We start from the raw sequence: 15,718 nt of genomic DNA on the forward strand, positions 1-15,718 counted from the left end.
ATCACACAACATAGCTTAAATTAAATAAACCCTATACAGTAGTCGTGTTAAAAAGGACTACTGTATAGGGTTTTTGTAACAATTTAGTTATTACTTGCTACGTCAACAATTCTTCCTTCAACAACTGGGCTTACCGTTTCACGGCTCATTAAACCTTCTTCTACAACAGAATATAATGTGAACCCTGTGTTAAACATTTCTTTGTTAGCGAACATTTCATATCCATCTCCGCCAACTCCAACGAAGTCATTTGTTGCTAGTTTGTAAGTTTTTGATTCATCAAGTAACTCTTCGCCAACCTTCACTTCTACTACACGCTCACCGGCTGGTTTAGTAGAATCATAAGTGAATGACATACCAGCGATTTGTGCGAAGCGTCCTGCACCTTCTTCAACACCACTAACACCATGCTCTAATGCTGCTTTTAACTCTTCACCAGTTACATCAATTACGACTAATGTGTTGGGGAATGGAAGGACAGTGTTTAGCATTTTCTTCGTAATGTCACCAGCTGGAATTTCATCACGAATACCGCCACCATTAGTTAGAACAACATCAGCATTGTAACCATCAATCGTTAATGTTTTCTCAAGCATAATGTCAGTAATTAAGTTTCCTAGATTTGTTTCTTGAGAGCGAATTAAATCACGAGCACCATCTAAATGAACATCAGTAGTAGCAATTGTAACATTTAATTTTTCATCAATTTCAGTTACAATTTTTTCAACCATTGCAGCTACTTCAGGATCAGCTTCAACTGTTTCATCATATTCTACTAACCCGCCATCGAATGCAATGACCTCATCGTTGTAATAGTATAAGTCTGCACGGCCTAATGATTTACCGTATTCCCAATCTTGAACAATATACGTACCATTCACTAATTCAGGTTCAGTAAGTGGTGTATGTGAATGTCCTCCTACGATTAAATCGATACCATCAACAGCTTCAGCGATTTGTCGGTCAACTGTCACACCTACGTGTGAAACGACAATGACGTTGTCAACTTGCTTCTGCACTTCAGGAATTAATTCTTTTGCTACTTCAACAGGGCTCTTGAATGTTAGCCCAGCAACATTATCTGGGTGAGTCAATACAGGTGTATCTTCAGCAACAAATCCAACGAAGGCAAACTTTTTACCAGCAACTTCTTCATAGTGAACTGGAATTAATAATTCCGTTCCGTCTGGCTTAAATACGTTTGCAGAAATCATTGGGTAGTTCAATGCATCACGTAGCTTTAATGTTTGCTCGTAACCAAAGTCAAATTCATGGTTTCCAGCAGCCATCACATCATAATCCAAATAGTTTAAGATAGGTAGAAGTGATTCACCTTTGTATTCATTCGCTAACACAGTTCCTTGGAACGTATCTCCACCATCAAGTAATAAGAAGTTTTCGTTTTCAGCACGCCATTCGTTAATTAATGTAGAGATTTTTGCATAACCATATTCTCCACCAAAGCTATTTTCTTCAATGTGACCGTGAATATCATTTGTATGTCCGATTGTAATATGTTTAACAACAGCTTCTCCAAGTGCTGTTAAAAAGTCTTCTCTTGTTACTTTTTTGCTATCTTCAAGAGCAAGCTCGTATCCTAGCTTACTAGCGATCTCTTTAACTTCATCAGAAGAAAGCTGTTTATGAGGAAATTTCGCTTGGTCATCGGAAATTGCATCATTTGATTTTGCCCATTGTATATAATCTTCAGCAAAGTTCTTGCCTGTAGATTCTTCTAGCCCTTCAACACCTTTTGTTCTAGCAAGAAAGATAAGAGTATCTGCTAGCTTAACGTGTTGATTCAATTTATAGTTTCCAGATTGATTACCCTTTAAAATACTTTCTTCTTTCATCCAATCAATATGATTTACTTCAATGGCTTCCGCAAAAGTAGTACTAGCAAACAAAGATGTAGATAGAGCTACTCCAGCTAAAACGCTTCCAACTTTACCAAATGTCTTCATATATTCTCCTCCAATCGAAAGTTAACTTAACTATTAAAACTCTCAAACACTCTCTATTATAAGAAATTCTATAGTTTTCGACAATAAAAATTTTATACTAACAACATTTACCTCATTCTAGAAAAAATATCTAAGTAACCTTAAGTATGGATAAAATACCAAAACAATGGCTTTTTGACATTTATAAACTATGTGCTATATTAATAGAGCGATAGAAAAACGGTTTAATAAAACTACATATGAGGTGAACTTTAATGAAGAAAAAGTTGACAACGCTTGTTGCATCTTCTGCTCTAGCTTTTAGTCTGATAGGGACAGATTTAGCTAAGGCAGACACGAACTTTGATGCAGTCAAATTAACTGATATTAATCTAATGCAAACAAAAGGTATTGTAAAAGGTTTTAGTAACGGTGACCTTGGTGGTGACCAACTGGTTACTCGTGCACAACTTTTAATCATGTTAGATAGAGCTGGTGAACTTGGGGAGGAAAAAGCTGAGTTATCTTTTAAAGATGTTTATACCCAAGAACATAAAGATGTAGTAGCAAAAGCAATTGCTGCTAATCTAATAGAAGGCTATTCAGAAGCTGAGTTCGGTCCGAATGACACAGTGAATAAAGAGCAGTTTGCCAAAATTATTACTCTAGCATTAACAGACGGTAATATGCCTACTGTAGATGAGAGTGTCTTAAACAATTTTACAGATGTAGCTGATATTTCAGATTGGGCTCGTCCTTATGTAGCTTATTCACTACTTGCAGGAGTATTCGATGTGAACAACGGTGAAGCGTTTGGCGCGAAGGACAACCTTACTCGTGAAGAGGCAAGTGATGCATTAAAGCCAGTAATTTTTGATGTTATTGATATTCTTTCAACGAATGATATTCATGGGAATATTGAGTTTGATGAAGCAAAACAACGTGGCGGTATGGCTGTTGTTGGTGGAATCGTTGATGCATTCCGTTCAGTAAATGCAGACGGGACAGTCGTGCTTGATGGTGGGGACATCATGCAAGGAACACTGATCTCAAATTCATTTGAAGGTGCTTCTACAATTGACACGTTAAATTCAATTGAATACGATGCTGCTGCAATCGGGAATCATGAATTTGACTGGGGAGTCGATGTATTAAAAGAGCGTATTGCACAAGCGCAATTACCGATTATGGGTGCAAACGTGTTTGATGAAGAAACAAATTCACGTGTTGATTGGGCTGAGCCTTATGTGATTCTAGAAAAAGGTGACTATAAAATTGGTGTCATTGGTTTCGCTACACCAGAAACAAAATCTACTACACTTTCAACACATGTAGAAGGTTTAATATTCCCAACACCAGCACCGATTGCTGAAGAGCTAGCGAAGGAATTAAAAGATCAAGGTGTAGACCTTATCTTTGTTACATCTCACTTGCCAGGATGGGCTGAGGAAGAAACGAATGAAATCGTAGGTGAATTAGCAGATTTAGCTGATGCATCAGCTGGGTCTTTAGATGCGATCGTTGGTGGACACTCACATAAACGTGTGGCTGGTATTGTTAATGGCATTCCTGTAATCGAAGCTGATAAATATACGAGAGCAGTGGGTCATATAAAGTTATTCGTTGATAAAGACAGTAAAGAAGTTGTATCACAAGAAGTAGGCTTGCTTGAAACAAATATTAATCTTACTGCTTTAGACGCAGATACTGATAGTATTGTAAAAGACTATCAAACGAAAGTAAAAGAAATAGAAAATGAAATTGTTGGTAGCACAAACGGCGAGTTAACTCGTGATTACTCTGAAGGTGATTTTGGGGTAACCCAATTAGGAAATATGATTACTGATGCAATGCGTGAAAAAGCAGGAACTCAAATTGCTTTCCAAAATTCAGGTGGAATTCGTGAAAACATCGATGCTGGAGAGATTAATTACGGTGAAGTATTTAAAGTACTTCCATTCGATAACTATAATGTAACATCTGATATGACTGCTCAGCAGCTGAAAACTATTCTTGAAGGTCCTGAAGACAGATTACTTCAAATACAATTCTCAGGTTTAAAAGTAGTGATTGATGATGCTCGTGAGCTTGGTGATCAAATAGTTGATATTACGTTAACGGACGGTACACCAGTTTATACTAATGGTGAGTTTGCAGAAGGTACGTTCTCTGTTGTGACAAACAACTTCTTGTCAACAGGTGAAGGTGATGGCTATGCTGCGTTTGGAGAAGTAACATGGACTGACTCAACTGACTTCCAACGCGAATTATTTGCTGATTATTTGCGTGCTATGACAGAAGAAGTTGATGCAGCATCGATCATGGATGATCGCTTCATGAAAAATGAATAGATTTATTTTAAGGGGTTGCTAGTTTACTAGCAGCTCCTTTTTTATTTCGGTTAACCCCACACGTCCCCTATTCTATTGATTACGGTTTGTTATTTTGACGTTACCCACACACTATGTCGGTATTAATATCAAAATAATTGCTTAGGAAATAATTTTGTGCTTTATGTCGTTTTTTGATTGTAGATTAACAAACTATTCATTCAAATAACTACAAAGGTTGGTATAATAGAAAATAAAAGATTAGGGAGTTCTTTATGAAAGTTTTGTTACATTTACTTATTTTAAGTGTATGTTTATTTGTTACTACTATTAATACAAGTGCCGAGGAAAAAGCTGATGAGTGGCTGTTATATTTCGACAAAGAGGCAGATTTAGATAGATTCTTAGAGAGTCATGGACAAGGTGTTATAAGTATTGAAAAACAAATAGTAAAAGGGTCGTTTACAGAGTATGAAATACAAACAATTCAACAAGAAGGGTTTGTAAGTTTAGTAGAAAAAAATTATTCGAAAACAGCAGCGCTAGAGCTTAGGCTCTCTGATCCACTTGTAGTAGACCAATGGGGATTGGACAAAGTGAACGCAGAAGATAGTATGGCTAATTACTTTACAGCAAGAGATAATTTAATGATTGGAAATGAGATCATTACGCCTGAAGGAACGATAACTTACAACAATCAATCGTTGGAACAAACAGAGTTTACGATAGTCCTAGGTAATGAAGCTATTTCCAGACTTTCCATTGAGCTTGAACATGTTGAAGATATATGGCAGCTCGAGGTGTTTAATAGTAGTGGTGAAAGAATTGCAATGAACGAAGGTAATTTGCAAACGCTAGATGTGCTTATACCAAGAGATGATGCCTTTGACTCAATAAAGGTAATGGTCCAAACAAAAGGGGTTTGGAAGAAGAAGCCAGTCATTAACAACATCATTGGTGTGAATCATTTGTTAATTGCCGTAATTGATTCGGGTGTATCACAACACGAGGATTATTGCGGGAATGTATTATATAGCTTAGGAAAGAATTATACTAGTGACGATGAATATGTAGATGACGAGTACGGGCACGGTACACATGTTACAGGGATTTTAGCTGCATGCTCCGATAATGAAGTAGGCGTTACAGGTATACTGGCAAATGCACCTGTTGATATCTTACCGTTAAAGGTATTAGACAAGTACGGTAACGGAAGTGATTATGAACTAGGCGTAGCGGTGGATGATGCCGTTCAATTAGATGTTGATTTGATTAACCTTAGCCTTGCAGGAAAAGGAGAAACTAAAATGCTTCGCGAAGCAATTGAGCAAGCAATTCAACAGAACATTGTTGTCGTAGCAGCTGCAGGTAATTGGAAAACAGCAACTGACAAAATTTATCCCGCTTCTTATCCTGGAGTCATTACTGTTTCTGGTACAACACCATTTAATAGGATTATTTCTATTGCAAATTATGGCTGGGAGGTAGACATTAGCGCACCTGGCTCAGATATCTTAAGTACATATAAAGATAATTCATATAAAACTTTATCAGGTACATCGATGTCTGTGCCATACATCTCTGGAGCAGTCGCCTATATGAAGCTTGATAATAATCAGTTAGACGTATTACAAATAAGATCAAAGTTGCTAGCAACTGCGAGGGACTTAAACATTGATGGTTATGACATTTATTCCGGAGCTGGCTTGTTACAGCTTACAAAGGCGGTTCAGGAAGAAACTACCGAAGTGATTGAATGGCTCACCTTAAAAGATGGACAGACCTTAATTGAGGATGAGATGAACATACTAGGTTTATCTAACGGATTGATAGGGTCTGATATCCATATATTTGTTGATGGGCAGTTGTATTCATCTGAAAAAGCTGAATCCAATAGGCTGGTTATAGATTTTAGTAATATTGATGCATTCCAAAGTGACCTTACTTTATCCGTCGTAGGTATGAGTGAACAACGAGTTCATGCGACAGACCAAATTAAGGTACTTATGTCAAACAGTGAAGAAGAAGAACACGAGTTTTCTGACGTTGCAGATGATTTCTGGGCGTACGATTACATATACGAATCACAAGAATTGGGTTTTGTTCACGGATATGCCGATGGTACTTTTCGGGGAAATAATGAAATTACTCGCCGTCATAGTGTGATGGTTTTGGGGCGCTTGTTTAATTGGGAGCTTCCAGCTTCCATAGAGATGACATTTCAGGACGTTCCTATCGAATTGTCTGGGTCTTTAGCGATTTATTCTGCTGCAGACAAAGGGATTATTAAAGGTTATAGTAATGGAAGCTTCTACCCTGAAGAAGAATTGACAAGAGGACAAATCGCAGTGATCTTGCATAGAGCTCTTCAGAAGAATGATCATATGAATTCACCAAATCACTATCAATTTAACGATTTGGAGGAAGACCATTATGCGTACAATGCAGTGCAGTACTTAACAAGTATAGGAATTGTTAGTGAGCAACCAATTTTTCGACCTGAAGAGAAAATTACGCGGGCACAATTCGTTGCCATGCTTATGAGGACATATGAGCATCTTCAAAAATAGAATGTTACCAGTTATTTGGATAAAGGAAATATTAATATGACGAATCTTATAATTTGTAGTATGATAGAAACTGTCTGATATTTGTATACATCAATTCGTTATACATTATCTCTAACAATTAGGAGTTTTAAATTCCTTTTATGTATTCATTTTTGCTTAAATGAAGGTGCAAAATAGTACAGCCCAAAAATAGATTTTAAAATGATTTTATAACATGAACTATTAAAAATAGCGAGGGTCTATATTTATGGAGAACATTAAATCGTACCGATTTCTATTAATAGGTTTTTTAATCCTAACTTTGTCATTAACGTTAACACCTAAATTAGCTCTAATTTCTATTACTGCAATATTTGCAGTATATACTATAGTAAATCCGAAAAATGCACTCTTGTTACTCTTGCTATATGTTCCAATCAGGCCATTGTATGCAGAAGCAAATCCTGGACTGAAGTATATTGGGGACATCATCACAATTTTACTTTTTTTAATAACAGTATATCAGTTGCGACATGATATACGTTCGATTTTTCGCTTTAAAATTTTTGAATGGGCATTCTTTTTATTCTGCCTTGTAGGTGCCGTTTCAGCCTATATGACAGGCGTATCGATCGTAGCGATTGTTTTTCAGCTTCGCACTTTTTTAATTATGTATTTACTCTACTACATAATATCTAGAATGAAAATTGATAAGCAAGACATCACAAAGTTTGCTTGGGTAACAGTTTTTGTCGCTATGCTTATTAGTTTACATGGGATTATTGAGAAGCTTTCGTTGAGAACATGGCTATTGCCGCAAGCTTGGGTTGAAAGAATTATTTCAGAAACTAACTTTGCTCGTATTTACGGAATGCCTGGTAACCCCAATACACTAGGTATGTATCTTGGCGTAGCGATCGTCTTAAGTTTATATCTGTTACATCAGGCAGAGGGACAAACGAAGCGTTTCCTATATGTAGCGTTAACATTATTTAACGGAACGATGCTACTGACATTATCTAGAGGAACGCTCATTTCTGTATTTATAGGCTGGATAGTATTTTTAGCTTTGACAAGGTATTGGAAACCAGTCAAGCCCTATGTTGTCACGCTAATTCTTGGTATACTGCTCGTATACTTTCCTACGAACGGTGGGGTTGCGCTAGTACAATATATTAATGACCAAGATTATGGTAAGGGTGGCTTCATTAATAGGATCCAGCATACAGTTGATGATGAGACACAAATACTAACTGCAGAGACTGGAAGAATTTATTTTATTGAAAAAGGTTTTGAAGTTTTCAAGGACTATCCAATGATGGGATCAGGCTTTGCAACATTTGGTGATTCGGCTACATTATCGTTTTCATCACCAATATATGAAAAATATAATATTTACTCGGACGGATATGGTGAAGGTAGCGAAAATAAGTATTATTTCCAAAATTTTTATACCGATAATCAATATATTCAGGTCATAGCTGAAACAGGAGCTGCGGGCGTTATATTGTTTGCTTTGTTCCTTCTAGGAATGCTAGTTCTCTTTTGGAAAAGAAGAAAAGAAGATTTATTTTCGAATGTGATGATTGCATTTTGGATGGCAACATGTGCAAGTGGGTTGCTATACAATATTTGGGAAACTAAGATTTACACCTTATATTTCTTTATGATTCTAGGTGCATACGCTGCAAAACACAAATTAGTGCTACAAGATTAAACAGTATACTTAAACGATAACCTATCGCATTTTGCGATAGGTTTTTTATATTGTGTAAGGCGTTTTTCTCACGAACGACTGTAACGAGAGGTGCTCATAATGAACGTACGATCATGTAGTCAACAGTATCATCGTCTCATTTATTACTACGGCTCTCTTCATAAACTTTGTTGAAATATACAGTTTATATATAACCTCATCATTGTAAACGTATATAAGATGCTGGTTTATACGTGCTTATATATTAGAACGCAAAGCAACAATCATTGCGCAAACAGCCATTCCGAAAAAGAACGTCATAAAACGTATTTGTACCCTCATATTGATTTATTCTTCTCCGAATATATGTTGAGGAGATGTTGTAATTTCGTGTAATACTTTGTCACAAAAGAATATATGGCGGTTACTAACTAGTGTAAAATTAATTGTTTAATAGAGATGCATTTTTAATTAAGTTAAAACAGTCCTTGTCGATTTATATGGTATTTTGTGACGATCTTACTAAGCTATAAGAATGATGTTGTTGGTAAATGTAACTATTTTGTTACTATTTTTCTAGCATCTTTCATTATAATTTTATGAGGACTGACTACACGTTGTCGAAAATAGTGCAATAGATAGGTAGCGTATCTCGACATTATCTGCTAAAATATGTAAGGTGGTGAACAAGATTAATAGCTTTGGAAGGAGTGTAAGGGGAGACAGCATGAAAAAAATAGTTTCATTAATTACGTCGTTAGTATTAATTATACAAATGCTTAGTTTTAGCATGATTACAGAAAGTGTACGTGCTGAAAGCTACTCACAAGATCTATTAGACCAGTTTCAAGTTTCACCTGGTGTCACATATAAAAATACGAAACTTCAATCATCATCTACTACACAGGTTGCTAATGTATTAGATATTCAATTGAATGACCCATTCACATCAATTGAAGTAGGAATTCCATCCCCTCTAAATAAATTAACTACTGTTTCAAGTAGTGCAAAAGCAAATAGTAGTGCAGAGCATCATGTAGTCGGGGCGATAAATGGTTCGTTCTATCATACTAGTAATGGTTTACCTGTATACATGATTGCTAAGGACAATCAAATTTATAATGGTGGCATGATTGCCTCTGGTAGAGATCAATATGTAAATGAAGCCATTGCATTTGGGATTTTAAGCAATGGGCAAGCAGAAATTGATCATTATAATGTAAATATAGCTCTTGAACATAACGGAACTACATATCAAGCAGACGGCATCAATCGTGGTCGTGGCTATGATGAGATGATTATCTATACGCCAAGTCATTCTAATGGATACACAGATACGAATGAATATGGAACGGAATTCATTGTTACTACAGACCAAGCATTAGAAGGGTTACCAAGCTTTGGTGATATTTACAATGGTACAGTTCAATCCATCCGTAACTATGGGGATAATGCAAATACTCCTATTCCGAAAAATGGCTTTGTTCTTTCTATGACAGGGAAGTGGAATGAACAACTTAAACATGTAAAAGTAGGGGACCAGCTTCAAGTCTCTTTAAATATTGATTCTAAGTGGCAGGACTCAAAATATATGTTAACGTCTGGACCTATGCTAGTGAAGGACGGCAAACCGTACTTAACAATTGATGAAAACAGCTCCCGTGCAAAAGAAAAGGCACCTCGTTCAGCTGTTGCCATTGATAGTAGTAAAAACCGAGTGTTTTTTGTTACTGTTGATGGTAGACAATCTGGCTATAGTACAGGAATGAATCTTAAAGAATTCGCAGAGTATGTTGCGAGTCTTGGTGCAGATCGTGCCATCAACCTTGATGGTGGTGGATCAACGACGATGGTCGTCCGTGAGCATGGTGATCAATATGCATCAGTAGCAAATAAACCTTCGGATGGCAGAGAACGGGCGGTTTCAACTTCTCTTCACGTTGTAAGCTCAGCACCGAATGACACACCGAAATTTTTAGAACTCCATATGAAGGAGCAAGGGAAAATTGTTGAAGGTGCATCAGTCGAAGTAGTTTATGACTTTGTAATGGACAAATATTATAATCCACTATCCTTTGATTCTTCTAAACTTTCATTGGAGGTAACTAATAATCTCGGAAAGTTTGAAGGCATGAAGTTTATAGCAGAGAACAGTGGTACAGGAAAAATTATCGCTACGTATGAAGGTGCTGTGAAAGAACTTCCTATCACTGTAGTAGATACGATTGACAAATTAACAGTTTCACCTGATTCATTAGTCGTAGCTTCAGGTCAAACTGAACAATTGAATTTACAAGCATTGGATTCAAATAATGACAAGCTCATCTATGATAGCAGTTTAGTTTCTTGGTCTGTAACAGAAGCAATAGGTACGATTTCCAACAGCGGATTGTTTACTGCAGCAGAGGCTGAAGGAGCTGGAAAGATAACTGCAACGTTAGGAAAAACGTCAGTATCCGTACCAGTAACTGTGAACAATAAGCCGTTAAGCCTTGATAGCTTTGACGATGTTTCAAAATGGACTGCTGAAACGGCTCGAGCATCTGCCTCAATTGCAAAGAGCAGTGAATCAGAACCGCGTCAAGAAGGTTCTGCATCTCTAAAACTAAGCTATGATTTTTCAGTTGGTGAGGAGGGAGTAGCAGCTGCTTATGTAACTGCCAAACAACCGATCAAAGTAGCAAGTAAACCATTAAAGCTTGGTCTTTGGGTTTACGGTGATGGAAAGAGTCATTGGTTACGTGGAAAAATTATTGATAGCGCGGGCAAGACCCATACGATTGATTTCACTACCGAAGGTGGCTTAACTTGGACAGGCTGGAAATACGTTGAAGCTGATATTCCACAAGACGTTCAAGCACCAATTGAGGTGAGTAAAGTTTACCTAGCCGAAGCTGTGGAAGATAAGCAAGACAGTGGTGAAATTTATTTTGACAAGCTACAAGCTGTTTACAGTGCATCGTATAATGAACAATTATTTTCAGATGTTCCAGAAGATAATTGGGCGAAAACTGAGATCGAATATTTAGCAAGTAAAGGGATTATTAACGGCTACCCTGATGGAAATTTCTTACCGTATAACAACCTAACTCGTGCTCATGCCGCAGTGCTGCTAGATAGAGCACTGAACCTTGACACAAGTAACATAACTAATCCTAACTTTAAGGATGTATCAACAGATCATCAATATTATAAAACGATTGCAGCAGTAGCAAATGCAGGGATTGTTAAAGGGAAAGAAGATGGCACGTTTGATCCAGAGGGGACTTTGACTCGTGGCCAAATGGCGGCAATATTACAGCGTGCATATGATTTAGCTGGACAAGCAGCTGCTGACTTTAAGGATGTCCCTGCTGATCATTGGGCGTATAAAGAAATTTCTGCATTAGCAGCAAATGGTGTGACGACAGGGTATGAAGATCAAACTTTCAAGCCAAATAATTATGTCACTCGTGCACAATTCAGTGCATTTTTATACCGTATTTTAACAAAGTAAATCTACTTACGCGGGAGGTAGTTCTCGCAAAGGGTTTTTCAAAGAGGGTTCTTATGAGCAACGCGTGAACATTGATGTATTCGATAGAGCGTGTGAGGAACCCTCTTAAACTATTTAACAAGGCGTGGAACAACGATTGAGGACAAGCGTTTACCTTTCTTCTACGTCTTTTTTACATATTTACAATGACCATATAAAAAAACATAGCAGACGCTAGCTTTATTTGTATAGCTGTTTGCTATAGAAAGGGTGTAACTCGTGGGGAAAAAACTATATTTATGGATTTTAATGCTTTGCTTCTCTACATTTTTCCTCGGTGCTCAAGTCAATGCAGAGTCCGATCTTCGTGCGACTCAAAACACAGAGCCTATGACACAGGTTGATCCTGAAGATCCACCAGAGGACGAAGGGGGAGAAGAAACGGACGATCCTGTTGATGAGGAAGAGCAAGAAAAGGATGAAGAATCCGATGAGGACGCAGAGAATAATGAAGAATCTGACGAGGAAACAGCAGCAAATGATGAAGAAAATCCAGAAGGTTCTGATGAGGAAGAGCAAAGTAATGAGGAAGAACCGGAAGGAAATAGTGATGATGAGGATGCAGATGAAGTAGACACTGAAGATGATCAAACGGACGATCCAGAAAATGAAGGAGAACCTTCTGATGAAGAAAACAATGATCAGTCTGATGACACTGATCAGCCAACTTTTGAAGATTTCATTGATCAAGAGCGAGTGTTTATCGATATTAATAATGACTATTGGGCTATGCCAAACATTCATTACTTAGTATCATTAGAGATCATCTCAGGCTATACTTTAGAAAACGATGACAAGCAATTTTTGCCAGAAAACAACGTAACCCGGGCACAGGCAGCTAAAATGATTATTGAAGCGTTAGGAGAAAGCCAGCTTGAGGTAGCAGATGCAACTTTTACTGATGTACCAACGAATCATTGGGCATCAGGGTATATCGAAAAGGCTGTGCAGCTTGGTGTTATTTCAGGATACGGTGATAAATATCAACCGAATGACACGTTGAAAAGGTCACAGATGAGTAAGATTATTACAGAGGCTTTTTCTCTACAGCAAACACAAGCGCAGCAACAAAACGATGCAGTATTTACGGACGTAGACGCTAATTATTGGGCATCTAATTACATTTCGGCATTGTATTATCAAGGGATTTCAAACGGAAGTAATAATCAATTTAAACCGGAGAAAGCTGTGTCAAGAGCTGAGTTTTCGGTGTTCTTATCTAGAACATTAAATGAAAACTTTCGAATGACAGTCCCAAAACCAGAGCCAGAGCCAGCTCCAGAGCCTGATAGTGAAACTGGAGAGTTAAAAGGTGTCGTTACTGTTGAGACCACATTAAATGTTCGTCAGTCGCCATCAACAGAAAGTGAAGTGGTTGGCAAGCTGTTGAATGGAGAAATTGTTGATGTAATGGACTTAAATGGCAATTGGGCACATATTCAATTTAACAATGAAACTGGATATGTACACAAAACATATTTGAAGCTGTTATCAACAGATAAAGGTAACATGATCAAAGATCGCATTATCGTCATTGATGCTGGACATGGTGGGAAAGATCCAGGAACGTCTGGCTATGATGAACAAGAAAAAAATATAAATCTTAAAGTTGCTAAATTAGTTGAGCAAAGACTTACCGAATTAGGAGCTCACGTCGTTATGACGAGAGATGATGATACGAAGCTAGAGCTTCAGGATCGCGTTGATATAGCGAAAGAAAATTATGCAGATATATTTGTTAGTATTCACACGAATTCGGCGTCCAATAATGATGCGAATGGTACTGAAACTTACTATAATACTTCTACGAATGAAAATGGAGCGGAAAGCAAGCTATTAGCTAGTGCTATACAATCTGAAATTGTGAAAATAGTTGGATCGGCTGATCGTGGCATTAAGGACAATGAATTGTATGTAGTTAAGCATAATGATATTCCAAGCGTCCTCGTTGAGCTGGGTTTTCTCTCAAACGAAGTGGATGCTGAATTGCTACTTGATGATAATGTATTAGTGAAGTATGCAGATGGAATTGTTTCAGGAATTCAGTTATATTATCAATTATTTTAACACCAACATAGCAACGAGCTGTTTAGCTCGTTGTTTTCTTTAGGCTCTTTTCGTAAACTCTGTTGTTATAGTTCCTAAACTAGTCGAAAGACGCCGTTTTACGCTATAGTCATCGTTTTTAGAAGAATAAATGACTATGTATAAGTAAGATTTTTCGTGCAAAAAACAACAATCCATACGAGAACAGCCAAAATGTGAAGGGTGCCACGAACATCGCTATACGTGTTGATAGTATGAAAAATAACAATTAGTGCATTTAATCGACAACAATTGCACGTTCATTTTAACGAAGAGAAATCCCCATGCACATAGGATTTGATATAGCTACTCTTGTAAGAATTACTAGTTGATATCACCTTAATTCAAGTGAGCAACAGTTTTATTATGACATATGTATGGTATAATATTCGTGGTATTTTTAATAAGAAAAGGACGAATAGACATGAAAATTGGGATTGTGGGTAATTATGGGAATAACAATAACGGGGATGAAGCGATCCTGTTAGGTATTATTCAACAATTAACGACACATTTTGATGTAAATAGAAAAGATATTACGGTCTTTAGTGATAACCCAGATTTTACGAAGCAAAAATATGGAACGGAAGCAGCCTCACTTTATTATAAAAAAGGGTCGGCTGTTAAAACATTATTACATACCGTGAAACATAATCGGAAAGTAATGAAAGAGTTAGATGTTGTCATCATTGGTGGTGGTGGCATTTTGATGGACTTATACAAGCGTGAGGCACCTTTGTTTGGAACGTACGGCTTATTAGGACGTTTTTATGGAGCTAAAGTGATTGTTTACGGATGTGGAGTAGGCCCATTGAATACGTCCATTGGTAGATTATTTATTAGACTTCTGACGAGAGTTGCTGATAGTGTATCGGTACGTGATCCTCAGTCGAAGGAGCTACTTAGGAAAATTGGTGTTAAAAAGGACATCGATGTGATTGGTGACCCTGCTTTTTCCATCACTCCCGAAAAAACACACAAAAGTAGCGAGAAGATAAAAAAAATTGGTGTAACAAGCCTACCGTATTATAACTTAAAATATTGGCCTGAAGCTAATGATGAAAAATATGAAATGTATGTAAATGGAATGGCTCAAAACCTAGATGCGCTTATTGAAGAAAAAGGTGTGGATATTACGTTCTTTTCAACAAAATATCCACAGGATGTATGGATGACACAGGAAATTTATGACCGGATGAAATATAAAGATCATGCTACTGTCATTGATGATCATTTGCAACCGCATCAACTGATTAATGTATGTGCAGAACAGGATGTTGTCATCGGAACGAGACTTCATTCTATCATCTTCTCATATCTTGTAGAAACACCGTCCATTGGTGTAGCGTACCATCATAAGGTTGAGCATTTTATGAAGATGATTGATCAAGAAAAGGCTTGTATTCCAATAGATAACTTATCATCGAACGATACGATATTTTTGTCATCGGTAAATGAAATGGAACAGAATTGGAAACAAACAGAAACACTTGTTAAGAAAATATCTGTTCAATTAAAGGAGAAAGCAGCACAAGGGTTAAAGCAATTTCATATGTTGCCGAGAAAAGAGGGTAAGTGAC

7 protein-coding genes are annotated in these 15,718 nt (G+C 37.2%); 6 read left to right on the forward strand and 1 reads right to left on the reverse strand.

All coding sequences use genetic code 11. The features are described 5' to 3' along the window. Positions 1–83 precede the first annotated feature (83 nt). Positions 84–1,964 carry a bifunctional metallophosphatase/5'-nucleotidase gene (locus SLH48_RS10160; protein ID WP_320258051.1) on the reverse strand — a complete coding sequence of 627 codons (1,881 nt, stop codon included), beginning with the start codon at positions 1,962–1,964 and terminating at the stop codon, positions 84–86. Positions 1,965–2,218: 254 nt separating this feature from the next. Between SLH48_RS10160 and SLH48_RS10165 the strand changes: the two genes are divergently transcribed. The 6 genes from SLH48_RS10165 to SLH48_RS10190 all read left to right on the forward strand — a co-directional run bounded on the left by SLH48_RS10165 (position 2,219) and on the right by SLH48_RS10190 (position 15,717). After that, positions 2,219–4,294, forward strand: a complete 2,076-nt coding sequence (locus SLH48_RS10165; RefSeq protein WP_320258052.1) for a 5'-nucleotidase C-terminal domain-containing protein — start codon at positions 2,219–2,221, stop codon at positions 4,292–4,294. Between the two features lie 254 nt (positions 4,295–4,548). Next, positions 4,549–6,843, forward strand: a complete 2,295-nt coding sequence (locus SLH48_RS10170; protein ID WP_320258053.1) for a S8 family peptidase — start codon at positions 4,549–4,551, stop codon at positions 6,841–6,843. A 247-nt stretch (positions 6,844–7,090) separates the two neighbouring features. After that, entirely contained in the window at positions 7,091–8,539 is a 1,449-nt protein-coding gene (locus SLH48_RS10175) for an O-antigen ligase family protein (RefSeq protein WP_320258054.1), read from the forward strand. 706 nt (positions 8,540–9,245) lie between these two features. Beyond that, on the forward strand, positions 9,246–12,014 hold the full coding sequence (locus SLH48_RS10180; RefSeq protein ID WP_320258055.1) for an S-layer homology domain-containing protein: 2,769 nt from the start codon (positions 9,246–9,248) through the stop codon (positions 12,012–12,014). A 258-nt stretch (positions 12,015–12,272) separates the two neighbouring features. Further along, positions 12,273–14,120 carry an N-acetylmuramoyl-L-alanine amidase gene (locus SLH48_RS10185; RefSeq protein WP_320258056.1) on the forward strand — a complete coding sequence of 616 codons (1,848 nt, stop codon included), beginning with the start codon at positions 12,273–12,275 and terminating at the stop codon, positions 14,118–14,120. 442 nt (positions 14,121–14,562) lie between these two features. Continuing rightward, positions 14,563–15,717: a polysaccharide pyruvyl transferase family protein gene (locus SLH48_RS10190; RefSeq protein ID WP_320258057.1), complete on the forward strand. Its 1,155-nt coding sequence runs from the start codon at positions 14,563–14,565 to the stop codon at positions 15,715–15,717. Position 15,718: the final 1 nt, after the last annotated feature.

The sequence above is a fragment of the Cytobacillus sp. IB215316 genome (assembly GCF_033963865.1).
GTDB classification, from domain to species: domain Bacteria; phylum Bacillota; class Bacilli; order Bacillales; family SM2101; genus Nanhaiella; species Nanhaiella sioensis.

Excerpts from the sequence above, each read along its gene's own strand:
- SLH48_RS10180 (WP_320258055.1), top strand. The coding sequence starts at position 9,246 with ATGAAAAAAATAGTTTCATTAATTACGTCGTTAGTATTAATTATACAA.
- SLH48_RS10165 (WP_320258052.1), top strand. The coding sequence starts at position 2,219 with ATGAAGAAAAAGTTGACAACGCTTGTTGCATCTTCTGCTCTAGCTTTT.
- SLH48_RS10175 (WP_320258054.1), top strand. The coding sequence starts at position 7,091 with ATGGAGAACATTAAATCGTACCGATTTCTATTAATAGGTTTTTTAATC.
- SLH48_RS10170 (WP_320258053.1), top strand. The coding sequence starts at position 4,549 with ATGAAAGTTTTGTTACATTTACTTATTTTAAGTGTATGTTTATTTGTT.
- SLH48_RS10160 (WP_320258051.1), bottom strand. The coding sequence starts at position 1,964 with ATGAAGACATTTGGTAAAGTTGGAAGCGTTTTAGCTGGAGTAGCTCTA.
- SLH48_RS10190 (WP_320258057.1), top strand. The coding sequence starts at position 14,563 with ATGAAAATTGGGATTGTGGGTAATTATGGGAATAACAATAACGGGGAT.